At 72.3% G+C, this 24,614-nt stretch carries 23 protein-coding genes and 1 pseudogene; 11 read left to right on the top strand and 13 right to left on the bottom strand.

The genetic code is table 11. The features are described 5' to 3' along the window. Positions 1–43: 43 nt before the first annotated feature. Together uvrB and ACIRPX_RS26340 are read right to left on the bottom strand one after the other, a co-directional pair. Entirely contained in the window at positions 44–2,182 is a 2,139-nt protein-coding gene (uvrB, locus tag ACIRPX_RS26345) for an excinuclease ABC subunit UvrB (protein WP_404199262.1), read from the bottom strand. Positions 2,183–2,222: 40 nt separating this feature from the next. Next, entirely contained in the window at positions 2,223–3,089 is an 867-nt protein-coding gene (locus ACIRPX_RS26340; RefSeq protein WP_404199260.1) for an MHYT domain-containing protein, read from the bottom strand. Between the two features lie 278 nt (positions 3,090–3,367). Between ACIRPX_RS26340 and ACIRPX_RS26335 the strand changes: the two genes are divergently transcribed. The 3 genes from ACIRPX_RS26335 (at position 3,368) to fdhA (ending at position 6,209) form a co-directional block, all read left to right on the top strand. Further along, positions 3,368–4,276 (top strand): glycerophosphodiester phosphodiesterase, encoded by a 909-nt coding sequence (locus tag ACIRPX_RS26335; protein ID WP_404199257.1) that lies wholly within the window; start codon positions 3,368–3,370, stop codon positions 4,274–4,276. 47 nt (positions 4,277–4,323) lie between these two features. Beyond that, positions 4,324–4,878: a methylated-DNA--[protein]-cysteine S-methyltransferase gene (locus tag ACIRPX_RS26330; RefSeq protein WP_404199254.1), complete on the top strand. Its 555-nt coding sequence runs from the start codon at positions 4,324–4,326 to the stop codon at positions 4,876–4,878. A gap of 104 nt (positions 4,879–4,982) precedes the next feature. Beyond that, the gene (gene fdhA / locus ACIRPX_RS26325; RefSeq protein WP_404199251.1) at positions 4,983–6,209 is read left to right on the top strand and encodes a formaldehyde dehydrogenase, glutathione-independent; all 1,227 of its coding nucleotides are present in this window, start codon (positions 4,983–4,985) and stop codon (positions 6,207–6,209) included. Positions 6,210–6,309: 100 nt separating this feature from the next. On the opposite strand, the gene ACIRPX_RS26320 is transcribed toward fdhA, so the two are convergent. Together ACIRPX_RS26320 and ACIRPX_RS26315 are read right to left on the bottom strand one after the other, a co-directional pair. Beyond that, complete coding sequence (locus tag ACIRPX_RS26320; RefSeq protein ID WP_404199248.1) at positions 6,310–6,738, bottom strand: VOC family protein; 429 nt, start codon at positions 6,736–6,738, stop codon at positions 6,310–6,312. Between the two features lie 74 nt (positions 6,739–6,812). Then, positions 6,813–7,607: a methyltransferase gene (locus ACIRPX_RS26315; protein WP_404199246.1), complete on the bottom strand. Its 795-nt coding sequence runs from the start codon at positions 7,605–7,607 to the stop codon at positions 6,813–6,815. Positions 7,608–7,821: 214 nt separating this feature from the next. Between ACIRPX_RS26315 and ACIRPX_RS26310 the strand changes: the two genes are divergently transcribed. Next, a complete protein-coding gene (locus tag ACIRPX_RS26310; protein WP_404199243.1) occupies positions 7,822–8,949 on the top strand; it encodes a magnesium and cobalt transport protein CorA in 1,128 nt (375 codons plus the stop codon). A 50-nt stretch (positions 8,950–8,999) separates the two neighbouring features. On the opposite strand, the gene ACIRPX_RS26305 is transcribed toward ACIRPX_RS26310, so the two are convergent. Continuing rightward, positions 9,000–9,428 carry a CBS domain-containing protein gene (locus tag ACIRPX_RS26305; protein WP_384257942.1) on the bottom strand — a complete coding sequence of 143 codons (429 nt, stop codon included), beginning with the start codon at positions 9,426–9,428 and terminating at the stop codon, positions 9,000–9,002. A 294-nt stretch (positions 9,429–9,722) separates the two neighbouring features. Further along, complete coding sequence (locus tag ACIRPX_RS26300) at positions 9,723–10,355, bottom strand: uridine kinase (RefSeq protein ID WP_404199240.1); 633 nt, start codon at positions 10,353–10,355, stop codon at positions 9,723–9,725. An 87-nt stretch (positions 10,356–10,442) separates the two neighbouring features. On the opposite strand from ACIRPX_RS26300, the gene ACIRPX_RS26295 reads away from it, so the two are divergent. From ACIRPX_RS26295 to ACIRPX_RS26285, 3 genes are all read left to right on the top strand, one after another. Further along, on the top strand, positions 10,443–11,138 hold the full coding sequence (locus ACIRPX_RS26295) for a DUF2293 domain-containing protein (protein WP_404199237.1): 696 nt from the start codon (positions 10,443–10,445) through the stop codon (positions 11,136–11,138). Positions 11,139–11,349: 211 nt separating this feature from the next. Next, the gene (locus ACIRPX_RS26290; RefSeq protein WP_404199234.1) at positions 11,350–11,829 is read left to right on the top strand and encodes a DUF1772 domain-containing protein; all 480 of its coding nucleotides are present in this window, start codon (positions 11,350–11,352) and stop codon (positions 11,827–11,829) included. A 117-nt stretch (positions 11,830–11,946) separates the two neighbouring features. Continuing rightward, positions 11,947–13,434 (top strand): glutamate synthase subunit beta, encoded by a 1,488-nt coding sequence (locus tag ACIRPX_RS26285; RefSeq protein WP_404199231.1) that lies wholly within the window; start codon positions 11,947–11,949, stop codon positions 13,432–13,434. Between the two features lie 167 nt (positions 13,435–13,601). On the opposite strand, the gene ACIRPX_RS26280 is transcribed toward ACIRPX_RS26285, so the two are convergent. After that, a complete protein-coding gene (locus ACIRPX_RS26280; RefSeq protein ID WP_404199228.1) occupies positions 13,602–13,856 on the bottom strand; it encodes a DUF397 domain-containing protein in 255 nt (84 codons plus the stop codon). Beyond that, entirely contained in the window at positions 13,857–14,717 is an 861-nt protein-coding gene (locus tag ACIRPX_RS26275) for a helix-turn-helix domain-containing protein (protein WP_404199225.1), read from the bottom strand. Positions 14,718–14,976: 259 nt separating this feature from the next. Between ACIRPX_RS26275 and ACIRPX_RS26270 the strand changes: the two genes are divergently transcribed. The 3 genes and pseudogenes from ACIRPX_RS26270 to ACIRPX_RS26260 all read left to right on the top strand — a co-directional run bounded on the left by ACIRPX_RS26270 (position 14,977) and on the right by ACIRPX_RS26260 (position 18,164). Then, complete coding sequence (locus ACIRPX_RS26270; RefSeq protein WP_404199222.1) at positions 14,977–15,606, top strand: ATP-binding protein; 630 nt, start codon at positions 14,977–14,979, stop codon at positions 15,604–15,606. Continuing rightward, positions 15,597–16,037: a hypothetical protein gene (locus ACIRPX_RS26265; protein ID WP_404199219.1), complete on the top strand. Its 441-nt coding sequence runs from the start codon at positions 15,597–15,599 to the stop codon at positions 16,035–16,037. Before ACIRPX_RS26270 ends, ACIRPX_RS26265 begins: the two co-directional genes overlap by 10 nt. A gap of 160 nt (positions 16,038–16,197) precedes the next feature. Then, a pseudogene (locus tag ACIRPX_RS26260) lies at positions 16,198–18,164 on the top strand (ABC transporter ATP-binding protein). Between the two features lie 7 nt (positions 18,165–18,171). Here the strand turns inward: ACIRPX_RS26260 and ACIRPX_RS26255 are convergent. The 4 genes from ACIRPX_RS26255 to ACIRPX_RS26240 all read right to left on the bottom strand — a co-directional run bounded on the left by ACIRPX_RS26255 (position 18,172) and on the right by ACIRPX_RS26240 (position 21,039). Further along, positions 18,172–18,357, bottom strand: a complete 186-nt coding sequence (locus tag ACIRPX_RS26255) for a hypothetical protein (RefSeq protein ID WP_404199216.1) — start codon at positions 18,355–18,357, stop codon at positions 18,172–18,174. A gap of 163 nt (positions 18,358–18,520) precedes the next feature. Further along, a complete protein-coding gene (locus tag ACIRPX_RS26250; protein WP_404199213.1) occupies positions 18,521–19,210 on the bottom strand; it encodes a DUF899 domain-containing protein in 690 nt (229 codons plus the stop codon). Positions 19,211–19,322: 112 nt separating this feature from the next. Next, on the bottom strand, positions 19,323–19,538 hold the full coding sequence (locus ACIRPX_RS26245; protein ID WP_404199210.1) for a hypothetical protein: 216 nt from the start codon (positions 19,536–19,538) through the stop codon (positions 19,323–19,325). 115 nt (positions 19,539–19,653) lie between these two features. Next, positions 19,654–21,039 (bottom strand): amidohydrolase, encoded by a 1,386-nt coding sequence (locus tag ACIRPX_RS26240; protein ID WP_404199207.1) that lies wholly within the window; start codon positions 21,037–21,039, stop codon positions 19,654–19,656. Positions 21,040–21,176: 137 nt separating this feature from the next. Here ACIRPX_RS26240 and ACIRPX_RS26235 point away from each other — a divergent pair, with 137 nt between their 5' ends. Beyond that, on the top strand, positions 21,177–22,127 hold the full coding sequence (locus tag ACIRPX_RS26235) for an endonuclease/exonuclease/phosphatase family protein (RefSeq protein ID WP_404199204.1): 951 nt from the start codon (positions 21,177–21,179) through the stop codon (positions 22,125–22,127). A gap of 53 nt (positions 22,128–22,180) precedes the next feature. On the opposite strand, the gene ACIRPX_RS26230 is transcribed toward ACIRPX_RS26235, so the two are convergent. Beyond that, on the bottom strand, positions 22,181–24,271 hold the full coding sequence (locus ACIRPX_RS26230; RefSeq protein ID WP_404199201.1) for an FUSC family protein: 2,091 nt from the start codon (positions 24,269–24,271) through the stop codon (positions 22,181–22,183). Positions 24,272–24,614: the final 343 nt, after the last annotated feature.

Genomic DNA, 24,614 nt, shown 5'->3' with positions numbered 1-24,614 from the left:
CAACACAGCAGACACGGGGCGGAGTCCTGTGGTCGGCGGGCGGTCAGGCCAGGCCCGCCTCCCGCATCTGGCGCAGTTCCTTCTTCATCTCCGAGATCTCGTCACGCAGCCGGGCCGCGATCTCGAACTGGAGGTCGGCGGCGGCGGCACGCATCCGCGCCGTCATCTCCTCGATCTGGTCGGCGAGTTCCGCCGCGGGACGGTCGGTCGGGACCGGCTCCTCGGCCTTGCCCTTGGCGCCCCTGGCGCCGCCGACCGCCTTGCCGCGGAGGGCGGGTACGGGTGCCTTGGCGCCCTTGCCGTCCTTGGACTTGCGGTAGCCGGAGCCGAGCAGCTGCTCGGTGTCGACGTCCTCGCGGGCGATCTGGGCGACGATGTCGTTGATCTTCTTGCGGAGCGGCTGGGGGTCGATGCCCCGCTCGGTGTTGTAGGCGACCTGCTTCTCCCGGCGGCGGTTGGTCTCGTCGATGGCCTTCTCCATCGCCGGGGTGATCTTGTCGGCGTACATGTGGACCTGGCCGGAGACGTTGCGCGCGGCGCGGCCGATGGTCTGGATCAGGGACGTGCCGGAGCGCAGGAAGCCCTCCTTGTCGGCGTCCAGGATCGCCACGAGGGACACCTCGGGCAGGTCGAGGCCCTCACGCAGCAGGTTGATGCCGACCAGGACGTCGAACTCGCCGGAGCGCAGCTCCCGCAGCAGCTCGACGCGGCGCAGGGTGTCGACGTCGCTGTGCAGGTAGCGCACCTGGATGCCGAGCTCCAGGAAGTAGTCGGTGAGGTCCTCGGCCATCTTCTTGGTGAGCGTGGTGACCAGGACGCGCTCGTCCTTCTCGGTGCGCGTGCGGATCTCGTGCACCAGGTCGTCGATCTGGCCCTCGGTGGGCTTGACGACGACCTCGGGGTCGACGAGGCCGGTGGGCCGGATGATCTGCTCGACGACGCCGTCCGCGCGGGAGAGCTCGTACTTGCCGGGGGTCGCCGACAGGTAGACCGTCTGCCCGATGCGCTCCTGGAACTCCTCCCACTTCAGCGGGCGGTTGTCGAGGGCGGAGGGCAGGCGGAATCCGTGGTCGACGAGAGTGCGCTTGCGGGAGGCGTCGCCCTCGTACATGGCGCCGATCTGCGGGACCGTGTTGTGCGACTCGTCGATGACGAGCAGGAAGTCGTCCGGGAAGTAGTCGAGCAGGGTGTTCGGCGGGGAGCCGGGCAGGCGGCCGTCGAAGTGCATGGAGTAGTTCTCCACGCCGGAGCAGGAGCCGATCTGGCGGAGCATCTCCAGGTCGTACGTCGTCCGCATCCGCAGGCGCTGCGCCTCCAGGAGCTTGCCCTGCTTCTCCAGCTCTGCCAGGCGCTCGCCGAGTTCCTTCTCGATGTCGTTGACCGCCCGCTCCATGCGCTCGGGTCCCGCGACGTAGTGGGAGGCCGGGAAGACGTACAGGTGCTGGTCGTCGCTGATGATCTCGCCGGTGAGCGGATGCAGGGTGGACAGGGCCTCGATCTCGTCGCCGAACATCTCGATGCGGACGGCCAGCTCCTCGTAGACCGGGAAGATCTCGATGGTGTCGCCGCGGACGCGGAAGGTGCCCCGGGTGAACGCCAGGTCGTTGCGCGTGTACTGGATGTCGACGAAGCGGCGCAGCAGCTGGTCCCGGTCCACCTCGTCGCCGACCCTGAGCGGGACCATGCGGTCGACGTACTCCTGCGGGGTGCCGAGGCCGTAGATGCAGGACACCGAGGCGACCACGACGACGTCGCGGCGGGTGAGCAGCGAGTTGGTCGCGGAGTGGCGCAGCCGCTCGACCTCCTCGTTGATCGAGGAGTCCTTCTCGATGTAGGTGTCCGACTGCGGGACGTAGGCCTCGGGCTGGTAGTAGTCGTAGTACGAGACGAAGTACTCGACCGCGTTGTTGGGCAGGAGCTCGCGGAACTCGTTCGCCAGCTGGGCGGCCAGGGTCTTGTTCGGCGCCATCACGAGTGTGGGGCGCTGGAGCTTCTCGATCATCCACGCGGTGGTGGCGGACTTGCCGGTGCCGGTCGCGCCGAGCAGCACCACGTCCTTCTCGCCCGCCTGGATGCGCCGGGCGAGGTCGGCGATGGCCTGAGGCTGGTCGCCGCTGGGCTGGTAGGGGCTGACGACCTCGAAGGGCGCCACCGTGCGTTCGATGTTGGAAACGGGCCGCATGGAACCAACCGTACGACCCGGCACTGACAACGCGGTCCGGTCAGCGGCTCTGCGGGGTGCGGGAGCGGCGTCGGCCCGAGAGCCGGACCGGGCGCGGCGGCGCGTGGTGGGGCTGGTGGCGGACCTCCGGATGGGCCGGGACGCCCGGCTTGTTCTGGACCGGCGTCACGACCGGCCGGCCCGCGACCATCATCGGGTCGAACATCACGACCACACCGGCGAGAACCAGGAACGCGAGCGGGCCGATCAGCATGGGCCACAGCATTTCGGCGGGCGAGGCGCCCCCGACGGGGGCGCCCGTGTGGTGGAGGTGGACGCTGAGGGCCGCCATGCCCGTGTAGTGCATGCCGCTGACGGCCAGTCCCATGACCAGGCTCGCGCCCACGCTCCACGCGAACCCTCTGACCTGCCCGGCAGCCCACAGGGCGGCCGTCGCGGCGACCATGGCGATGACGACCGAGGCGGCGACGGTCAGGGTGTTGTACTCCAGCGTTCCGTTCAGGCGTATTCCGGCCATGCCCAGGTAGTGCATCGAGGCGACGCCCAGGCCGGTGATCGTGCCGCCGGTGAACAGGGCCGCTCCCCTGGCGCCGCGGTAGCCGACGATGAAGATCCCGACGCCCACCATCACGATGGCGACGCCGAGGCTGGCGAACGTCAGCGCCTTGTCGTAGTGGATCGGCGTCTCCTTGACCGTGAAGCCCATCATGGCCACGAAGTGCATGGTCCATATGCCGGAGCCGATGGCCACCGCGCCGAGCGCGAGCCAGCCGGGGCGCCAGGACTGCGCCACGAGCATGGGTCTGGTGGTGCAGCGCAGGCCGAGGGCGCCACCGAGGCAGGCCATGAGATAGGCCACCACCGGTGTGACGAGTCCGTAGGTGAATCCGTCGACCGTGCCTCGCATGCGCGGCTGCCCTTCCGCCCTCTTCGTCCCGTGAATCCCTGAAATGCGCCCCCTCCCAGGACCGCAGGAGCGGTCAGGGTTGAGGCAGAGAGTATGGCCCCCACCGGAATGGTCGAACGATATTCCGGCAAAGAAACACGTCGTTGACCCAGTTGTGCGGCACCGGTGAGCGGACCTGGGCAACACCGTTCGATGTGTGGCCATTCCGTACTCCGGCACCGTTCGCGCTCTGCTGTCACAGTTGATCTGTCCGTGATGGACCGACGTGAGGGGTACGCATGTACGCGCGCGCTGTCGCCGCCGTCACCACCGCTCTCCTGGGGACGGCCGCCCTGCTGGTGCCCGGTTCCGGCGCCAGGGCAGGTTCCCCCGCGACGGTTTCCCACGCCCGGGCGGGCGCCGTCGCCGCGCGGCCGGTGGTCGTCGGCCACCGGGGGGCCTCCGCCCAGGCGCCCGAGAACACGCTGGCCGCCATCGACAGGGCGGCCGAGCTGGGCGTCTCCTGGGTCGAGAACGACGTGCAGCGGACCAGGGACGGCGAGCTCGTGGTCATCCACGACGACAGCCTGGTGCGGACGACGAATGTGAAGGACGTCTTCCCCCACCGGGCGCCCTGGAAGGTGAAGGACTTCACCGCGGCGGAGATCGCGCGCCTGGACGCGGGCAGCTGGTTCGCGCCCCGGTTCGCGGGCACGCGCGTGCCGACGCTGACGCGGTACATGCGCCGTGTCGGGCACAACCACCAGAAGCTGCTGCTGGAGATCAAGAACCCCGAGCTGTACCCGGGCATCGAGCGGCAGATCCTGAAGGTCCTCGGCGACGAGGGCTGGCTCGACCGGCAGCACCTGGCGGGCCGGCTGGTCGTGCAGAGCTTCGGCGCGGACAGCCTGCGGATCGTGCACGGCCTCGCGCCCGCCGTCAGGACGGCCCTCCTCGGCGCGCCGCACGTCGCGGACCTGCCCGCGTACGCGGGCTTCTGCGACGGGATCAATCCGTCCCACGGTTCGATCTCCAGGGACTACGTCGCCGCCGTGCACGCGGTCGCGGGGCCGCACGGCAGGCCGCTCACCGTCTTCGCCTGGACCGTCGACGACGCGGACACCGCCCGCCAGGCCGCCGGCTACGGCGTCGACGGCGTCATCAGCGACAAGCCGGACGTGGTCCGGACCGCGCTGCGGGCCCCCTGACGCCCGCTCCGCCGGGCGTTGTCGGTGGCGGGTCGTACGGTGGGCGCATGGACAGCGATGGGCAGTACGAGCAGCAGGTCGTGTGGGCCGTGGTCGGTACCGGGATCGGTCCGCTGCTGCTGGCCGCGACCCGGGAGGGCCTGGTCAACGTCGTCTTCCACGCCACCGACGCGGTGCGCGACAAGGCGCTCGCCCGGCTCGCGTCCCGGCTGGGCGCGGAGCCCGTCGAGGCTCCCGGCTCCCCGCTGCTGGCCGAGGCGATACGGCAGGTCGGATCGTACTTCAGCGGCCGGCGGCAGGCCTTCGAGCTGCCGCTGGACTGGTCGCTGACCTCCGGCTTCAACCGGCAGGTGCTGCGGGAACTGGCCGCCGGCGTCCCGTACGGCGCGGTCGTCGGCTACGGCGATCTGGCCGGCCGGGTGGGGCAGCCGGGCGCCGCCCAGGCGGTCGGGACGGCGATGGGGTCCAATCCGCTGCCGGTCGTGGTGCCCTGCCACCGGGTGGTGGAGAGCGACGGGGGCATCGGCGGCTTCGGGGGCGGGCTGGAGACGAAGCGCAAGCTGCTCGCTCTGGAGGGCGTGCTGCCCGAGCCTCTCTTCTGAGGGGTGCGAGAAGGGTGGTCGTCCGGCGAAGGCGGTAGCAGACTCCGCCATGCGCACAGCCACTGGCATCCGAGGAGTCGGAGCCGAAGGGACGGCGATCACGCATGACCGGAAACAGGGCAGTCGCTTATCTCAAGCCGGGCACGGTGGAAGTCAGGACCATCGATCACCCCACGCTTGAACTCCAGGACGGGCCGGGGGTGGCGCCGCAGAATGTCGGCCGGAAGTGCCGGCACGGTGTGATCCTCAAAGTGCTCGCCAGCAACATCTGCGGAAGTGACCAGCACATGGTGCGCGGCCGGACGACCGCACCCGAGGGGCTGGTCCTCGGACACGAGATCACCGGAGAGGTCGTCGAGAGGGGGCCCGACGTCGAGTTCGTCGAAGTCGGCGACATCGTCTCCGTACCGTTCAACATCGCCTGCGGGCGGTGCCGCAACTGCAAGGAACGCGCGACCGGCATCTGCCTGAACGTCAACCCGGCCCGCCCCGGCGCGGCCTACGGGTACGTCGACATGGGCGGCTGGGTCGGCGGCCAGGCCGAGTACGCGATGATCCCGTACGCGGACTTCAACGTGCTGAAGTTCCCGGACCGGGACGAGGCGCGCGAGAAGCTGCTCGACCTGACGATGCTGTCGGACATCTTCCCGACCGGCTTCCACGGCGTGGTGAGCTCGGGCGCCGGTGTCGGGTCCACGGTGTACGTCGCCGGGGCGGGCCCGGTCGGTCTCGCCGCCGCGGCGTCGGCGCAGCTGCTGGGCGCCGCCGTGGTCGTCGTCGGCGACCTGAACCCCGAACGCCTCGCCCAGGCGCGGAGCTTCGGGTGCGAGACCGTCGACGTCTCGCAGGGCAGCGTCGAGGACCAGCTGGTGCAGATCCTCGGGGTCCCCGAGGTGGACGCGGCGGTCGACGCGGTCGGCTTCGAGGCGCGGGCGCACGGCAAGGACGCCCCGGAGGCACCGGCGACGGTGCTCAACTCCCTGATGGGCGTCACGCGCGCGGGCGGCGCCCTGGGCATCCCCGGCCTGTACGTCACGGACGACCCCGGCGGGGTCGACCAGGACGCCAAGTCCGGGACGCTCAAGGTCCGGCTCGGCCTGGGCTGGGCCAAGAGCCACCACTTCACGACGGGACAGTGCCCGGTGATGAAGTACCACCGGGGCCTGATGATGGCGATCCTGCACGAGCGCGTGCACATCGCCAAGGCGGTCAACGCGACCGTCATCGGCCTGGACGACGCACCGCGCGGCTACGCCGAGTTCGACCAGGGCGCCAGCCGCAAGTACGTGCTCGATCCGCACGGCGCGCTGAGCGGCGTGCGCCCCGTCTGAGCCGGGGAACCGGAGGAACGAGGCAGAGCGGAGACGGGGACCGTGGGTGCCCGCGGATACGCGCGCGGGCACCCACGGTCCGGCCGTGCGGCGACAGCTCTCAGTCGTAGTGCCGGGCCTCGAAGACGTTTCCGTCCGGGTCGCGGAAGTAGAAGCTGCGCCGGGCCTTCCCGCGGGCGCCGTAGGAGTCGTAGGAGAAGCCGGAGACGGGGACGGCGTGTTCCCCGAGGCGGCCGTGCAGGGCGTCGAACTCCGCGCCGGGCAGGGCCAGGCAGACGTGGTTGACCGGGTGGCCCGCGCTCTCGGCGGCACCGGGGACCATCGTCATGCCCGGTGCCATGGAGTGCGGCATGAGGTCGATGATGGTCTCGTCGTTGATCCGGACCGAGGGGAAGGACACCTCCCCCGCGGAGAACTCGGTGAGCCTCAGCGACCGCAGGCCGACCGCCTTCTCGTAGAAGTCGGCCGAGGCGACCGGGTCGCGCACCCACAGGACGACATGGTCGAGGCGCGTCGTGTTGTCGGTCATGTTCTTCAGGCTGATGTGATCTCCCGCGGGCCGCAAGGGGCCGGCCGGAGGGACGGCCGCCGCTCCGGCCGGTGCTACGGCTTGCGGCCCCATGCCGAGATCATCGGGGCCGTCGCGAGGTCCATCCCGCCGGCCGCGACGTTCGCCAGGTGGCGGTCGATGTCCTCGTCCGTGGCGATGCCCGCGGTGACGAGCCGGCCGCGGATCTGGCGGACGGTGGCCGATTCCAGGGCGGCGCAGGCCGGCGAGGCGAGCGGGAAGTACACGTCGGCCCGTACGTCGGTCATCCCGGCCTCGCGCAGCAGGCGCGGCAGGCGACGGCCGTAGGAGAGGTCGGCGCCCCGGCCGGCGAGCAGCCGGCGGAAGCCGCGGCGCAGGCGGTTGGCGAGTTCCTGCTCGGGGCCGTGCTCGTCGGGGCAGGTCAGGGGCTGCAGGGCGGGGTCGGCGTCCTCGACGAGGAGCACGCCGCCGGGGCGCAGGGCGTCGATCATCGACCGCAAGGCCCGCTCCCGGTCGGGTACATGAACGAGGACCAGACGGGCGTGCACCAGGTCGAAGCCCTCACCAGGGGGTTCCTCGGCGGCCACGTCGTGGACGCGCACGCTCACCGGCGGGCGGGCGACCGCGGTGAGCAGCGAGGTGTCGATGTCGGTGGCGACGACCTCCCCGCCCGGACCCACCTTCCCGGCCAGCCAGGACACCACGGAGGTGCCGCCGGCGCCGACCTCCCAGCAGCGCCGGCCGGAGCCGATGCCGAGCCCTTCCAGATGCCGGAAGGTCGTGGGGTCGAAGAGGGCGGTGAAGGCGTCGAAGCGCTCCTGCGCCTCGGTCTGCCGGTTGTCGAGGAGGTATCCGTCGGCATCGCTCATGCCGTGATCATCCCAGTCGGGGGCGTGCCGTGAGCCGCCGGGAATCCTTCGTCCACAGGCGGGAACAAGACGGAATGCCCTGTTCCCACAGCCTCATCCGCCCTGTGCGCGGAACTGGCACACTGGCTGGCCACGGCACAACCAGGCGATTCGTCCGGGCAGGGCGGACCGCCGACCGAGTTTCGGCCCCGGAGATCCACCCGAGGAGATCGAGATGTCCATGGCAGGGAATCTGCGGAAGGTCACGCACCTGGGCAAGGTGGGTCACCTCCGCAGGGTGGCACGGCTGGCCCGGCGGCGCCCCCGCGTCGACCTGAGCCACCCGTCCCGTTCCCCGCTGGGTTCCTCGGTGGTGAACTGCGTGACGTACCGGGACGGTGTGCGCGGGCCGGCCGGCGGCGACCTGGTCGACGCCGTGAAGCGCGTGCGGAGGAACGGCGACGGGTTCGTGTGGCTGGGTCTGCACGAACCGACGGACCAGGAGTTCGCGGGCATCGCGGAACTCTTCGACCTGCATCCGCTGGCGGTGGAGGACGCGGTCGAGGCCCATCAGCGCCCCAAGCTGGAGCGCTACGGCGAGACGCTGTTCGCGGTGTTCAAGACCGTCTGCTACGTCGAGCACGAGGAGCTGACCTCCACGAGCGAGGTGGTGAACACCGGCGAGATCATGGTGTTCACCGGCGAGGACTTCGTGATCACGGTCCGGCACGGCAGGCACGGCTCGCTGGGCCCGCTGCGCGAGGAGCTGGAGTCGGACCGGCAGCAGCTCGCGAAGGGGCCGGCGGCGGTGCTGCACGCGGTCGCCGACCATGTGGTGGACGACTATCTGCAGGTGACCGACGCGGTCCAGGCGGACATCGACCAGGTCGAGATGGACGTGTTCGCGGAGAACGGCGCGCGGGCCGATCCGGGCCGGATCTACCAGCTGAAGCGGGAGCTGCTGGAGCTGAAGCGGGCCGTCGTCCCCCTCGGCCGTCCGGTCGAGGAGCTCGCCACCCGGCCGATCCGGGTGGTGAGCCCGGAGATACAGACGTACTTCCGGGACGTCCTCGACCATCTGATGCGGGCCAGGGACCAGATCGCCGCCTTCGACGAACTGCTCAACTCGATCCTGCAGGCGCACCTCGCGCAGGTCACGGTCGCGCAGAACGAGGACATGCGGAAGATCACGGCCTGGGCCGCGGTGATCGCCGTGCCCACGATGGTGTGCGGTGTCTACGGCATGAACTTCGATCACATGCCGGAGCTGCACTGGACGTTCGGCTACCCCCTCGTCCTCGGCGTCATATCCATCGCGTGCCTGGCGCTCCACCGCGGCTTCAGACGCAACGGCTGGTTGTGAGGGGACCCGGCGGGCCGCCCCGGCGGACCCGTCCCGGCGGGCCGGTCGCCTCAGCCCGTCGTCGTCCTGGCGTAGACGCTGTGCGCGAAGTCGGCGATCTGGTCCTCCGTCAGATGCTGGGCCAGGTCGGCCTCGCTGATCATGCCGACCAGCCGCTTGTTCTCGATGACCGGGAGCCGGCGGATCTGGTGGTCCTGCATCTCCCGGAGCACGTCGCCGACGTCGGCGCCCGAGTCGATCCAGCGCGGGGTGCCGTGGGCCATCTCGCCGGCGGTGATCCTGGCGGGGTCGTGGCCCATGGCCACACAGCCGACGACGATGTCGCGGTCGGTGAGGATGCCGCACAGCCGCTCGTTCTCGTCGCTGATGGGCAGGGCCCCGACGTTCAGCTCGCGCATCAGCTGGGCCGCGCGGTCCAGCGTCTCGTGGGCGGGGATCCACTGGGCACCACGGTGCATGATGTCTCCGGCAGTGGTCATGGAGTACCTCCCGATGCCGGACGGCCGGCGCGGCACAGGACGCACCGCTAGTCCCGGCGCCCCTCATTCTCCTGGCGCGGCCCGCCCGATGCACCCGGAACTCCGCGGTAACAGACGTCCGGCACGACGAGACCGGTTCATGCGGAGAGGCCGCCCGAGCCGGCAGGCCGCCCCGGACCGGCTACCCGTCGCTCGGCGCGCGGACAGGGCGTCGGAACGTGACCGGCCCGTTCGAGGAGGTCGTCCTGGAGCCCGGCACACCTACATGCGCGTACATGTGGAAGCGGTGTGCCGTCAGGCTCTCCACGCCGGGTGCCGCGGATCGTCCGCCCGCACCAGCACGTCGGCCGAGCCCGCCGGATCGGTCTCGTCGGTGTACCGCTCGAAGGCCGGCAGCGTCCAGTGGTCGGCCTCGGGGGTGCGGCGCCGCAGCGCGCCGGGTGAGAGCAGGACGTGGACGGTCAGGTCGAAGGGGAACCAGTGCCGCAGCAGGAGGGGACCGTGCAGCAACAGCAGCCCACCGGGCGGGAGTCGGACGTAGGGACTGCGGGTGGCGCGGTCGGTGACCGGGTCCCACAGGTCGGGCAGGACGCGTCCGTCGCCGCCGGGTTCGAGGGGGCCGAAGACCTCGCGCCACAGGGCGCCGGTGTCCAGCCGGCCGTCGTAGTAGGCGTCGACGTCCTGGCGGCCGTACTCGAGGCGCACGGAGGCGGGCCGCAGGAACCCCTCCGCGCCCACGGTCAGCGAGGGGCGACCGCGCACACGCAGGGCCTCGGCGACCCGCTCGGCGAGGTCTCCGGGGCGCGCCGCCGGGGCTCCGTCGAAGGCGACGCGGGTCCAGGGCCCGCCGTCGGCCGGCTCGACGTCGAGCAGTCGCTCGGCGAGGAGGTCGCCGAGCCGGTCCCAGGTGATCGCTTCGAGTCGCACACGGCCATCATGCGCCGGCCCGGCCCCGGGCTGCGCACGGGCCCGGATCCGCGGTGGTCCGAGTCCCGTCGGGGGAATGAGACACGTATGGCACGTCTGGCAACTCCCCCGTTCCGCACCGGGCTTGTCGTCTTCCAGCCGCTCAGGAGACGGCACTGCGCGGAGTGTCACGGCGGGCCGCCGGCCCTGTTCGTGATCGAGGACGGGGTGCCCCGGTGTGTCGACTGCGCCGACCTGGGGCATCTGGTGTTCCTGCCGCGCGGCGACACCGCGCTGACGCGGCGGTCGCGGGAGGAGAGCACGCTGTCGGCGATCGTGGTGCGGTTCGACAGACGCAAGGGACGGTACGAGCGGCAGGGCGTCCTGGTGGAGGAGGCGGGACTCGCCCGGGCCGAGGAGCGCTGCCTCGCCGACGCGGAGGCGCGGCGGCGGCGCCGGGCGCGGGACGCACGGCGGCGGGCGGCGCGGGACGTGCGGTTCGCGGAGGCGTTCGCGGCGGAGATCCGCCGGCTGTTTCCCGGGTGCCCGGCGGAGCGGGCCGAGGCCATCGCGGCGCACGCCTCGGTCCGGGGCAGCGGGCGGGTGGGCCGGAGCGCGGCCGGGCGCGCCCTGTCCGGGGACGCCGTGATCTCGGCGGTCGTGGCGTCCGTACGGCATCTGGACACGCCGTACGACCAGTTGCTGATGAGCGGGGTGCCGCGGCACGAGGCCCGGCGGCGGATCGGGCCGGGGGTGGAGACGGTGCTGCGGGCATGGCGATCGGGAAGGGCGGAGGTCGGTTGAGGAACGGGAACCGGACGACGGGCACCGAGCGGATCCCGCACCGGTGGCGGCACCGGCGGAGGTCTCCCCGGGGACGCCTCCGACGAGACCGCCTGGACGCTCGCGCATGCGTGCGCGGTCTTCGGCCATGGTCACCGTGCCCGTACGGATTTTTCCTTGAGGTGACGGGAGGCGCCGGGCAGGATCTCGGCTCTACGGGGGAGTTGACGACATGATCGATGGACCGTATCTCTGGCTGACGGTACTGGGTGTGCTCGGAACCGGCCTGGTCGCGGGGGTGTTCTGCGGGTTCTCGACGTTCGTGATGAGGGGCCTCGCCTCGCTCCCGCCGGCGCAGGGCGTCGCCGCGATGAACGCGATCAACGTGACCGCGGTGATGCCCGCGTTCATGATCGTGTTCATGGGGTCGGCGGTGCTGTGCGCCGTGCTCGCGGTGGTGACCTTCGTGCTCTGGCCCGGCGACGGACGGGTGGCGCTGCTGCTGGGCAGCGCCCTGTACCTGTTCGGCTCCTTCGGCGTGACCATGGTCGCGAACGTGCCGCGCAACGACGCGCTGGCCAGGCTGGACCCGGGCACCCCGGAGGCCGCCGCGTACTGGCCGACGTACGTGCGCGAGTGGATGTTCTGGAACCACGTCCGTACGGCCGCCTCGGCCTGCTCGGCGGCGGCGTACGTCATCGCCCTCACCTGACCCCGGGAAAAGCGCTGGTCGTCCCCCTCTGCGCAGGTGGCCGGGGCGTCGTATCGTGGCCGAAAGGGCGCCGTCGACGACGCCGGCTCACCGCATGTGGGTGCAAGGAAGACGGCCATGGGCGATCCCAAGGGATTCATGTCCACGCCTCGCCGGGAATGGCCTCGCCGGCCGGTCGAGGAGCGGGTCCGGGACTGGGACGAGGTCCATGTCCCGGGGGCGCTGCTGCCCATCGTCGGCAAGCAGGCCGACCGCTGCATGGACTGCGGCATCCCGTTCTGCCACGACGCCTGTCCGCTCGGCAATCTGATCCCCGAGTGGAACGACCTGGTCAGCCGGGACGACTGGCGGGCGGCGGCGGACCGGCTGCACGCCACCAACAACTTCCCCGAGTTCACCGGCCGGTTGTGTCCCGCGCCGTGCGAGGCGGGCTGCGTGCTCGCGATCAACCAGCCCGCGGTCACCATCAAGAACGTCGAGGTCGCCGTCGCCGACCGGTCCTGGGAGCTGGGGTTCGTGCCGCCGCGGCCGCCGGACCGGCTGTCCGGGCGCACCGTGGCGGTGGTCGGCTCCGGCCCCACGGGGCTCGCGGCGGCACAGCAGCTGACCCGGGCGGGGCACACGGTCGCCGTGTACGAGAAGGACGACCGGCTCGGCGGGCTGATGCGGTACGGCATCCCCGCGTTCAAGATGGAGAAGCACCATCTGGACCGGCGGCTGGAACAGATGCGGGCCGAGGGGACGAAGTTCCGTACGGCGACGGCGGTCGGGGCGGATGTCGGGGCGGCGGAGCTGAGAGCGCGGTACGACGCCCTGGTGATCGCCACGGGGGCGACGGCCTGGCGTGAACTGCCCGTTCCGGGAAGGGAGCTGGCCGGCGTCCAGCAGGCGATGGAGTATCTGCCGCTGGCCAACCGGGTGCGGGAGGGGGACCTGGACCGTTCCCCGATGTCCGCCGCCGGGAAGCACGTCGTCATCGTCGGCGGCGGCGACACCGGGGCGGACTGCCTGGGCACCGCGGTGCGTGAACAGGCGGCGTCCGTCACGCAGTTGGACATCTACGCCCAGCCCGGCTCCGACCGCGACGACGACGCCGAGCCCTGGCCGACGTACCCGAAGATCTACCGGCTCTCCGCCGCCCATGAGGAGGCCCGGGAGCTGCGGACGGCTCCGGCGGCGGACGCGGACGCGCGGTTGTTCGCGGCGTCCACTCTCCGCTTCGAGGGCGACGCGCAGGGGCGTGTGCGCTCGCTCCACCTGGTCGAGGTGGACGCGGCGCGCAGTCCGCGGCAGGGCACCGAACGGACACTCCCCGCCGACCTCGTGCTGCTCGCGCTCGGCTTCTCCGGACCCGACCGCGCGGACGGGCTCGTCGACCAGCTCGGACTGGCGATGGAGCCGCGCGGCACGATCACCCGGGACGCCTCCTTCGCGACCAACGTGCCGGGCGTGTTCGCGGCCGGGGACGCGGCGCGCGGCCAGTCGCTGATCGTGTGGGCGATCGCGGAGGGCCGGGCGGTCGCGGCGGCCGTCGACCGGCATCTGACGGGCAGCTCGCAACTGCCGTCGCCGATCGGGCCGTTCGACCGCCCGATGACGGTGTGAGCACCGACGGCGCAGCTACTGAAGCGCTGCCCCCGCGGACTCTCCGCGACGTGGGACGCTCCGCCACAGGGGACGCTCCGCCACTTCGGTGGCTCTGCCACGAACAAGGATCAACTTAGTGTCAGCACAAGGGATTCGACGGGACCAAGGGCAACGGGCAACAAGGCTCAGGACAGCAGGAAGTCGGCCTCCCCCGCCTTGGCGCCCTCGATGAAGGCCGTCATCTCGTCGGTCGTGTAGATCAGCGCCGGCCCGTCCGGGTCGGTGGACTGGCGGACGGCGATCCGTCCGTCGGCGAGCTTCATCGCCTCCAGGCAGTTGCCGCCGTTGCCGCCGCTCCACGGCTTGTGCCACCCCTCGCTGCCCAGTTCCCGCGAGGGCATGCCGTTGTAGACGTGTGTGCGCGGCTTGTTGCGATCCATTCACAGCTCCTTGCGGAGATCCCGGAGGATCTCCTTCGTGCGATGTGCCGTAGCGGCCTGCGCCGCCATGCGGTCCATGACCTCGAGGTGGGTCGCCACCTCCGAGCGCGCGTCGAGGTAGACGGCGCCGGTCAGGTACTCGCTGTAGACCATGTCCGGCAGTTCTGACATGGCAAATCGGAACAGCACGAAGGGCCCGTACGTGCCGGGGTGCGGCCCGTTGGTGAAGGGCGCGACCTGCAGCGTCACGTTGGGCAGCTCCGTGGCCTCGAGCAACCGGTCGATCTGAGCACGCATCACCTCCGGGCCGCCGGCCGGGCGGCTCATCGCGGTCTCGTCCATGACCGCCCAGAATCGGGGCGCGTCAGGACGGGTGAGCAGTTCCTGGCGTTGTATGCGCAGGTCGACATGGCGCTCGATGTCTTCGGGTCTGGTCTGGCCGATCGCACCCGATCTGAGCACCCCGCGCGCGTAGTCCTCGGTCTGGAGCAGCCCGGGGACGAAGTGCGGGTCGTAGGAGCGGATGAGCGAGGCCGCGCCCTCCAGGCTGACGTACATGGAGAACCAGCCCGGCAGGATGTCGTGGAAGCGCTGCCACCAGCCGGGCTTGTTGGCCTCCTCGGCCAGCCGCACGAAGGCCTCGGCCTCCTCGTCCGAGACGCCGTAGGACTTCAGGAGCAGCTGGAGGTAGGGGATCTTGAGACCGACCTCGGCCATCTCCATGCGGCGGACCGTGGCCGGGGCGACGCGCAGGACGCGGGCGGCCTCCTCACGCTTGAGACCGGCGCGCTCGCGCAGGTCCAGCAGACGGCGGCCGAGGACGACCTGCCCGACCGTGGGCGCGGACCGCGGTTCACTCACGCTCCACCTCCACCACGTCGCGTTCGACCTGTCGTCCCTGGCAGGGCGGTGCCGGGTGCCGGGCCCGCCTCACTTGCATGCTTACAGCCATACGGCGCCATTCGAAGACCTATTCGAAGATCTGTGCGGATCTCCGTCGATCCCAATTGGCGCCGCTCAAGGTGCTGTTGCGAGCAGTGTGCCACGGCATTTCACCGAGTCACACAGCACTCTGCATTTTTCAGAGTGACACTTGCCAAGTGTTCACGGCGGGGCGATAGTGGCAAGCGTGATTCCGTCCGCGCCCTTAGGAACAGACGCTGCCGCAGGCCTGCCCGGTCTCGGCGCCGCCGCGGCGGTGGCCTCCGACAAGGCCCCTGCCGAGCGCCGGTTCCGGTTCGAGCTGGCCGCACATCCGGGCTCTCCCGCGCAGGCCAGACGCCTGGCCAAGGCGCGGCTCGACGTCTGGTCGGTGTGCGAGGACATCTGCGACACCGCCGCTCTGGTGATCTCGGAGCTGGTCACCAACGCCCTCGTGCACACGGCGAGCAGCCGCATAGTCTGCGAGCTGCACGACGGCGACGACCTGGTACGCATAGCCGTGCGTGACGAGGGCTGCGCGCCTGGTGAACCCCATCCGTTGCGGGCACGGCCCGAGGAGGAGCACGGGAGGGGATTGCTCCTCATCGACGCGCTCTGTGACGCCTGGGGTGCTCATGAGCACGGGCCGGGCCTGCTGGTCTGGGCCGAGCTTCCGCGCAAGGCCGTTCCCCGGGACCCCGGGCACGACTGCGGACCGTGCAACGACCTGGGCTGGGGAGCCCGCCCCAAGCCGGGCCCGGCCGGCGGCGAGGGCGACGACGAGACGGACGCACACGGACGGCACGGGACGGGAGGCGCATGGCGGTGAGGGCTGCGTCCGGCGGCCGGGCGCTGAGCCTGGACACGCTGGTCCGCCTCGGGCGGGGACTCGACGCACCGACCACACCCCGGCGACTCGCCGTGCCCGAGGGCATGACGGCGCCACTGGGCTGCGACGCGGTGCGGATACCCGCCCGCCTCGGCCCGCTGGTGCTGCCGCGGCTGCCCCGCGCGGGGTGCGTGTACGCCGATGACACGCACTGGTGGTGGCTCGTCCCGTCCGACTCCGACTACGCACTCGAGTGGCCGGCGCCCACGCAGTACGCCGCCGGGGCGGTAGTTCCGGACGCCCCGGCGGTCCCCGGCCTCATCCACCGGCCCACGGGCACCGTCCCGTACACCCCGCCGATCCCGCTGTACCTGGCCCTGTGCCGGTTGACGGGGACGACACCGAGCTGGTCCCGGCCCGCGGTCGCGTAGCCGGTGACGGCGTGGACATCGCCTGGCCGCAGGGCGTACGCCCGCGCGCCCGTCCCCGTTCGGCCTGCGCCCTGCCCCGAGGCGCCCGGCCCCGCGATAGTGGCCGTTCGTCGACGTGGACCGGGGGAGGCCGGCGGTGCGGTCATGGCGGGGCGGGTGGCTGGGACGGGACGGACGGCAAAAGCGCGGGGAGCGGGGCGGTCGGACCGCGCCCGAGGTCTCCGAGTCGGAGCAGCTGCTCTCGGGGGACCGCTGCGCTACGACATGGGCTGGAACCAGCACCGGGACGCCTTCCTCGAACTGAACTTCCGGGCCATGGTGAGGCGGCTGCCGTCCCTGCTGGGGTCGAGCTTCCGGCTCGCCTGGCAGGCGGACCGGCGGGCGGCCCGGATCGTGCTGGCCGCCGAGGTCGCCCGGGGCGGGACGCAGGCGGTGAGCCTGCTCGCGGTCAACAGTGTGCTGGGCCGGCTGATGGGCGGCGGCGCGATCGAGGACCGGCTGCGCGGCGCCGCTCCCGCACTGATCGCCATGGCCGCCGTCCTGCTGGTCGGGGCGCTGATGCGGGCGGCGTCGACGTATGCCACCGGGCGGCTCGAGCCCAAGGTGGAGCGTGTGGCCACGGAGCTGTACCTGGAGCGGGCGGCGGCCGTGGAGCTGGCCGCCATCGAGGACCACGCCTTCCACAAGCTGCTGGACACCGCGCAGTACGGCGCTTCCTCGGCCCGGCGGATGATCTCGTACGCCACGCGCGTGGTGAACGCGATGATCTCGCTGATCGCGGCGGCGAGCGTGCTGACCGTGCTGCATCCGGCGCTGCTCCCGCTGCTCGCCACCATGACGCTGCCCAGCGCGTGGAGCGCGCTGACCAACGCGCGGCGCCGCTACGAGTCCTTCCACATCTGGGTGCAGCACGCGCGTGCCGGGCATCTGATCAGCGGGCTGCTGACCGAGCCGGCCGCCGCGCCGGAGATCCGCGTGCACGGCGTGGGTCCCTTCCTGCTGCGTCACTTCCGCGCCATGTCGGAGGCCGCGGAGGCGGAGCAGGCCCGGCTGGCCCGGCTGGCCGCGCGGACCGGGCTGGTCGCGGCGGCCTGGACGGGCATCGCGACCGTGGCGACGTACGCGACCCTCGGCGGGCTGCTGCTGAGCGGGGCGATGGCGCTGTCGGTGGCGGGGACGGCCGTGATCGCGATCCGGACGGGGTCGTCGAGCCTGGACAGCCTGGTGCTGGAGATCAACGCGCTCCACAAGGAGGCCCTGTTCGTCGGCGATCTGCAGAAGCTCTACGTCGAGGCGGCCGAACGGGCGATCCCGGTCGGGGGCGACCCGCTGCCGGAGGACCCCCGGGAGATCAGGTTCGAGCACGTCACGTTCCGCTATCCCGGCGAGTCCTCCCGCCCCGCCCTCGACGACGTCACGCTCACCCTGCCGCTCGGCGGCATCGTGGCACTGGTCGGCGAGAACGGCTCCGGCAAGACGACCCTGATCAAACTGCTCGCCGGCCTCTACACACCGGACGAGGGCCGGGTCCTGTGGGACGGCGTCGACGCGGCGGCCGCGGACCGCCACCAGCTCGCCGAACGGGTCGCGATGCTGGCCCAGGACTTCAAGCGCTGGCCGTTCACGGCCCGGGTCAACGTCGCCGTCGGCCGTTCCTCGGCGCCGCTGACCGAGGAGCGCATGGCCGCCTCGCTCGCCGAGGCCGGGGCCGGGGCCGTCGTGGAGAACCTGCCGCGCGGCCTGGACACCCTGCTGGCCCGCAACTTCAGCGGCGGGCACGAGCTGTCCGGGGGGCAGTGGCAGCGGCTCGGCATCGCGCGGGCGGCCTACCGGCGCGGCCGCATCCTGGTCGTGGACGAGCCGACGGCGGCCCTGGACGCGCGGGCCGAGCTGGAGGTCTTCGAGAAGATCCGGGCCCTGGCCTCGGCGGGCCAGACCGTCGTCCTGATCACGCACCGGCTGGCGTCCGTGCGGCACGCGGATCTGGTGCATGTGCTCGACCGGGGCCGTCTCGCGGAGTCCGGGACCCCGGACGAGCTGCTGGCCAGGGGCGGGATCTACGCGGAGCTGTACGCGCTCCAGGCCGAGCAGTTCGGGGCGCCCGTGCCCGCCCCGGAGGCGGGCTGAGGTCCGCTCAGGCGATCGCGTCCGCGGCCGTGTCGCCGGGCACGATCACCAGGAACGTGTCCGTCGCGAGGTCCATGACGACCTCGGCGGGCAGTCCCTCCATGCGTCGCGCGTGCGCGAACTCCTCCGCCGGCCACGAGCCTCGCGGCCCACCTGCGGGAAAGCGTTCGAGCACCGTTCGCCCGTTCACCATCTCGCACCTCCAGAAGCGTTGTCCTGTAGGAGTTAACGCCTTCCAGGGGCCGAACGCCTCGCTCAGTTGCCGGACTGAGACGTAGTTGACACTTGTTCTGCGCGGAGTGTGAGGATCCGGTCACTCGGTGAAGATCCCCGACGCTTCGCGACTACTTTCCGTTTCATTCCTCGTACTCGTCGTGATAGCGGATGCGGTGACCGTCCGCAGGCGCCCCAAGAGACGACGCACGCCCCGTGGGTTCCTCCCACTCCTCCTGCCGGCCCAGCGCGGTCAGGTCCAGGAAGCCGTTGGTCGACCCGAGCCCGTCGAGGCCGCGCCCGTAGGTCGAGTAGGTGTGGAAGACCCGCTCGCCGTCCCGCAGGAAGCAGCTGAGGCCGGGCCGCTCGACCGTCTCCCCCTCGCGCTCCAGGGTCACACCGAAGTCGTGGCCGAAGTCGCCGGTGCACGAGGAGTACCAGGGCAGCGTCCACCCCATCCGCGCCTTGAACGGCAGGATCTTCGTGTACGGCGCCCGGGAGACCGCCACGAGAGTGGTGCCCCGCGCCCTGAGGTGGGCCGGATGCCCGATCTGGTCCAGGAAGGCCGAGCAGCAGCGGCAGCCGGCGTCCCACTCGGGCGCGAACACGAAGTGGTGGACGACGAGCTGCGCCCGGCCCTCGAACAGGTCCGGCAGGGTGGCCTTCCCGTCGCCGCTCTCGAAGACGTACTCCTTGTCCACCTCGACCATGGGCAGCCGGCGCCGCTCGGCGTTCAGCGCGTCACGCGCACGCGTGATCGCCTTCTCCTTGGCGAGCAGCTCCTGACGCGCCGCGCGCCACTGCTCGCGCGAGACGATCTCCGGAAGCGACATGGCCCCTCCTCGCAACGGTCCGTCGAGGGTGGTGACCGCCGGGAGGAACGGAACTCATCGCCGCCCCGGGAACTTTTTCCCGGCGTACGGCGGCGGGCTGGTCGCAGCCGGCTCAGGGGTTCGCCGACTGGGTGATCCCCTGGGCGAGTTGGCCCATGAAGTCGGCGACGCCCTGGCCGAAGCCGGTCGGGGCGACCAGCACGCCGAAAGCCAGGGCGAGGAAGACGGTCAGCCACGCGTCGGAACGGCTGCGGGCCAGCGGCTTGCGGCGTGCCCGCACGAAGAGGACGACAGCGAGCAGCACCGCCAGATCGATCGTGAGTTCCACCGGCCGACCTCCCGTCGACGCGTACCTCCCGGCCCTCCTGTGTAGCGTGAACCCACGTGGCGTGACGCCCCGCTCACGGGTGGTTGGCGTCAAAGGGCCCGTCCACGACCGGTTTTCAGGTCTTGTAATCCTGGATGCGGCGCCCGTGCGTGCGGTCCAGGAGCGCCGGCAACCGCTCCCCCAACTCCCTTACGACCGAGGGGACATCGAGGGTGAGGAGCTCCCGGTCGCGCATGAGGACCCGTCCGTCGACGATCGTCGTGCGGACGTCGGAGGCGCGGGCGCTGTGCACGAGGGTGGCGGCCAGGTCGTGCACGGGCTGGGTGTGCGGGCCGGTGAGGTCGACGAGGACGATGTCCGCGCGGCGGCCGGGAGCGAGCCGGCCGAGGGTGCCGCCCTGCCCCACCGCCAGGGCGCTCTGCAGCGTCGCGTGGTGCAGGGCCTGACGTGCGGTCAGCCAGCGCGGGTCGCCCGTCGTCGACTTCTGGACCAGGGCGGTCAGCGCCATCGACTCCCACACGTCCAGGGAGTTGTTGGAGGCCGCGCCGTCCGTGGCCAGTCCGACCGGGATGCCGATGCCGCGCAGGGCGCGGACGGGTGTGGTGGTGGGCCAGCCGAACTTGAGGTAGCCGCGGGGCGCGGAGGCGACGGACACCCGGCCGGCGGCTGCTTCGAGGACGGGCAGGTCGCGCTCGGCGATGCCGGTGCCGTGGGCGATGAGGACGTCGGTGTCGAGGATGCCGGTACGCCGCAGGACCTCGATCGGGGTGACGCCGTGGCGGTCGAGGCTGGCCTCGGTCTGCTCGCGGTTCTCGGCGGCGTGCAGGTGGACGGGCAGGCCGTGCGCGCGGGCGAGTTCGGCGGTGGCGGCGAGGTCGGCGTCGTCGACGGTGTAGGGCGCGTGCGGGGCGAGGGCGGTGGTGATGCGGCCGCCTGCCGAGCCCCGGTGCCGTAGGGCGAACTCCACTGACTTCTCCCGCCCTCGGGGCCCCTGGGAGGAGAAGTACGCCTCCCCGAGGTGGGCCCGGATCCCGCATTCCTCGACGACGGCGGCGACCGCGTCCATGGCGAAGTAGTGGTCGGCGAAGCAGGTGACGCCGGCGCGGATCATCTCGGCGCAGGCCAGCCGCGCCCCCAACTCCACGTCCCGCTCGGTGAGGTTGGACTCGACGGGCCAGACGACGTCGTTGAACCACTCCTCGGTGGGCAGGTCCTCGGCGACACCGCGCAGCGCGACCATCGGCGCGTGCGTGTGGCAGTTGACGAGTCCGGGCATCGCGACCTGGCCGCGCGCGTCGATGCGTTCGGCGGCGGCGAGGCGCTCCCCCGCGCAGGCCGTCGTCACGGCGTCGACGCGTCCGTCGCGCACGACGACGGCCGCGTTCTCCTCGAATCCGATCCGCTCGAAGTCGTCGTGCACGAGGACGGTGCAGCCGGTGATGACGAGATCGGCCCGGGAGCGCTCGCCGGTGGTGTGGGGCTCGGCGGGAGAGTCGGTCATCCCGTCAACGTACGGCCTCCTCCTCGGGTCGTGTGAGCCGAACCGCGCATCCTGCCGATGCTCTGTCGGGGAGTGGGACGGGCAGGCACTCTGACCTCACCGCAGCGCTCCCGTCGGCTTCCGGAAAGGGGCCCGGCATGCTCCTCGGCACCTGGAACCTGGAGAACCTGTACCGGCCTGGCGGCCCGTTCGGCCCCAAGGACAAGGCCGCCTACGAGTCGAAGCTCGCCGCCCTCGCGGCCGTGATCACGGAACTCGACCCGGCGCTGCTGGGCGTGCAGGAGGTCGGCGAGCCCGAGGCGCTGGACGACCTGGTCCGCATGCTGGACGGCGACTGGCACGCGGTGCTCAGCGAGCACCCGGACGGCCGGGGCATCAGGGTCGGCTTCCTCGGCCGCCAGGAGCTGCGGGTGCTGGCCGACACCGGCACCTTCCCGGCCGGGCTGCGTCCGGTCCAGGTGGGCGACTCCGGTGCGCAGGCCGCGGCGGCGGGGCGCGGCTTCCTGGCGGTGGAGGCAGCGACGGACGCCGGCCCGCTGCGGCTGGCGGTGGCCCATCTGAAGTCCAAGCTGCTGTCCTACCCGGGCAACCGTTTCTTCCCCCACGACGAGGGGGAACGCGCCCGCTACGGCGCCTACGCCCTCTACCGTCGCGCCGCCGAGGCGGCGGCCCTGCGCGCGCTGGCCGACGAGCTGCTCGACGGGGACGGACGCGAGCGGGACGTGGCCGTGCTGGGCGATCTGAACGACGAGGTGCAGGCCGCCACCACCCAGATCCTGCTGGGCCCGCCCGGCTCGGAGATCGGCACCCCGGGCTACGACCGCCCGGACCGGGGCGACGCGGCCCGGCTGTGGGACGTGGCCCCGCTGATCCCGCCCGAGGAGCGCTACTCCCGTGTCAGCTCCGGACGGCGCGAGCTGATCGACCACATCCTGGTGAGCCACCGCCTGGTCCACCGGGTCACCGCGGCCGGCACGGGCCTGCCCGGCGACGGCACGATGCGGCTGCCGTCGGTGGGCCCGGACCCGGCGGAACGCCGCGGGGAGGCGGCGTCGGACCATGCGCCGGTGTGGGTGCGGGTGGGGTAGCGCACACGCGGGAGCGGGGGCGGAGCGACGGCTGCTCCTGCCGTGACCGTCCGCTACCCGGCCCAGGGCACCCGGGACAATGCGGGCAGCTCGGCCGGCCGCATACCCGCCCCGCCACGCCGCGCCGCCAACTCGTCGAGCAGCGCGGTGAGTTGATCCCGGTCGGCGGGTGAGAGACGCCCCGAGTCGTCGAGATGCACGGCGCAGGCGGTGGTGGCGTCCACCAGCCGTTCCAGCGTGGCGACGACCTCGCCCGCACCCTCCGAGTGCCGGGCGAGCGGGGGGAGTTCGGCGGCGGTGAGCGCGATGGCGGCGCGGGCTTCGGCGAGCGTGCGGTACGCCTCGCGGCGGAGGGTCCAGCGGGTGGGGCGGGCGCCGGGCCGGCCGGGGGTGCCGGCGGGACCGGTACGGGCGCGGGTGCCACCGGGGACGGTTCCGGCCCGGTCGGCACCGGTCCCGGCACCCGCGTGTGCGTCACCGGGCTCGGCGGGGTCGGGGGCGGCGGCGGACGCGTACGCCTCGGACGCCACGCGCTCCTCGGACGCCACGCGCTCCTCGGACGCCACGCGCACTTCGGCGGGCTCCCGTGTCTCGGCGAGCACGTGTGCGAGATAGGCCTGCGCGGCCGCGCCCGCCGCCCGGACCCGTGCCCGCACTCCCCCGCCCCGCTGCCCCGGCATCGGCAGATGCCCGGTGACCAGCACGATCGCGCAGGCGAGCAGGGTCTCGGCGATCCGCCCGGCGGAGGCCTGCCGCTCGCCTGCGACCATCACCAGGGCCAGGACCAGGACGGTCACCACGGCGGTCTGGGCGGCGAAGTGCCGGGTGGCGACGGGGATCAGGGCCCCGCCGACGGCGACGAGCGCGACGAGTCCCTCGGGGCGGGGCAGCACAGCGGCGAAACCGGCGAACACGAGCGCCCCCAGCACCGTGCCCGCCGCCCGGCACAGCACCCGCGACACGAGCGGCCCCAGATCGGGCTTGACGAGGAAGACGGCGGTGGCGGGCAGCCAGTACCAGTGCTCGTGCTGCCCGTACCAGCGGGCGTGGTGCAGGACCTGCGCCGCGGCGACACTGGCACCGAAGCAGAGGGCGACCCGCAGCCCGTACTCGCGGCCGGCGGCGCCGAGCACGATGCGCCGGAGGGTCTTCGCCGTACGGCGCCGGGTGTGCAGGTCACCTCCCTCCCCCCGGTCGAAGGCGTGGGCGGCGTGGAGGAGGGCGTCGTCCAGGGCGCGCAGGGCGGGGGCGGAGCGGTGGGGCGCGGGCAGCGGACCGGTGTGGCCGGTGCCGCGCACGGCGGCCGCGAGCCGACGGGGCCCCTCGGAGATCCGCCGGCCGGCGGCCGCACCGCCCCAGGCGAGGGCGGTCGCGGCCTCTGCGAGGGGGAGGGCGGCGGCGTACTGCGCGTGCAGCCGGCGCTCGGCGGCGGACGAGGCACCGCGCCGCAGCCGGGGTCCGGCGAGGGCGTCCTGCGCGTGGTCGAGCGCGGCGGTGAGCGCGGCACGACGCGCGACGGCGTGCTCGGACCCGACGGCATCGAGCAGACCGGCGACGGCGTCGTACACGGCGGCCACGGCGGCCCGCTCCCCGTCGAACCGGAAGTCACCGGCGAGGGCACCGGGCGTGGGCAGCACCAGCCGCAGCCCGATCAGCCACCCGGCCCCGACGGCGAAGGCGACCGCCCGCTGCCAGCCCGGCTCGGGCGACGGCATCCCGGCCCCGACGGCGGACATCACGAGCAGCTGCGTACCGGCACCGGAGGCGACGGGCCCCACGGCACTCACCGCGCCGGCGACCAGCCCGACGCCCGTGAGCAGCAGGGTGAGCCCCACGGCCCCGATGTGCGCGCCGCCGTAGGACCCGACGAGCATCCCTGCGGCCCCGGCGACCGCGGGCACCCCGAGCCGCCGGACCGACGCCCGCCGGCTTCCGGGCCGGTCGTTGATCCCGGCGAGCATGGCGGCGATGGCGGCCACGACGCCGAGCGAGGTGCGGCCGAGAAGGACGGAGGCGAGAAGGAGCGGACCCGCGGAGAGGACGCCCCGGACGACCGCGTTCCAGGGGATGGGTCCGCGCTGGGTGCGCAGGGGGTGGGCGAGCCAGGGCGGCAGAGTGGTCTTCCGGGTGCCGGAACGTGACACGGCGAACGGGCTCCTGTCGTCGGAACGAGGGCGGATGAGCCTTCGGGCGACGGCGGCCGGGCTTCCGGGTGGGTGACCCACGGTAGATCGGGATCTTGGAGGGAACGGAACGGTGGCGTTTCCAGGATGTGACGGACGGGCGGTGGGGCGCGATCCTTATGAACGCAACCGAGGCGCGGTCCGCGAACGCGAGCGGACCCGGGGGCGTAGCCTGCCCCCGGGCCCTGTGATGCCGTCCATCTTCACACGCCGGCACGCTTGAGGATGCGGGTCAGTTGTCATGTCGTCGCGTCCTGCCTTTGGACCACCGCACATCGAGCTGTGCGGACTGGACTTGAACCAG

The organism is Streptomyces sp. NPDC101225 (assembly GCF_044767585.1).
Lineage (GTDB): Bacteria > Actinomycetota > Actinomycetes > Streptomycetales > Streptomycetaceae > Streptomyces.
The sequence above is the reverse complement of the archived record's forward strand: the minus strand, read 5'-3'. Positions and strand labels throughout refer to the sequence as shown.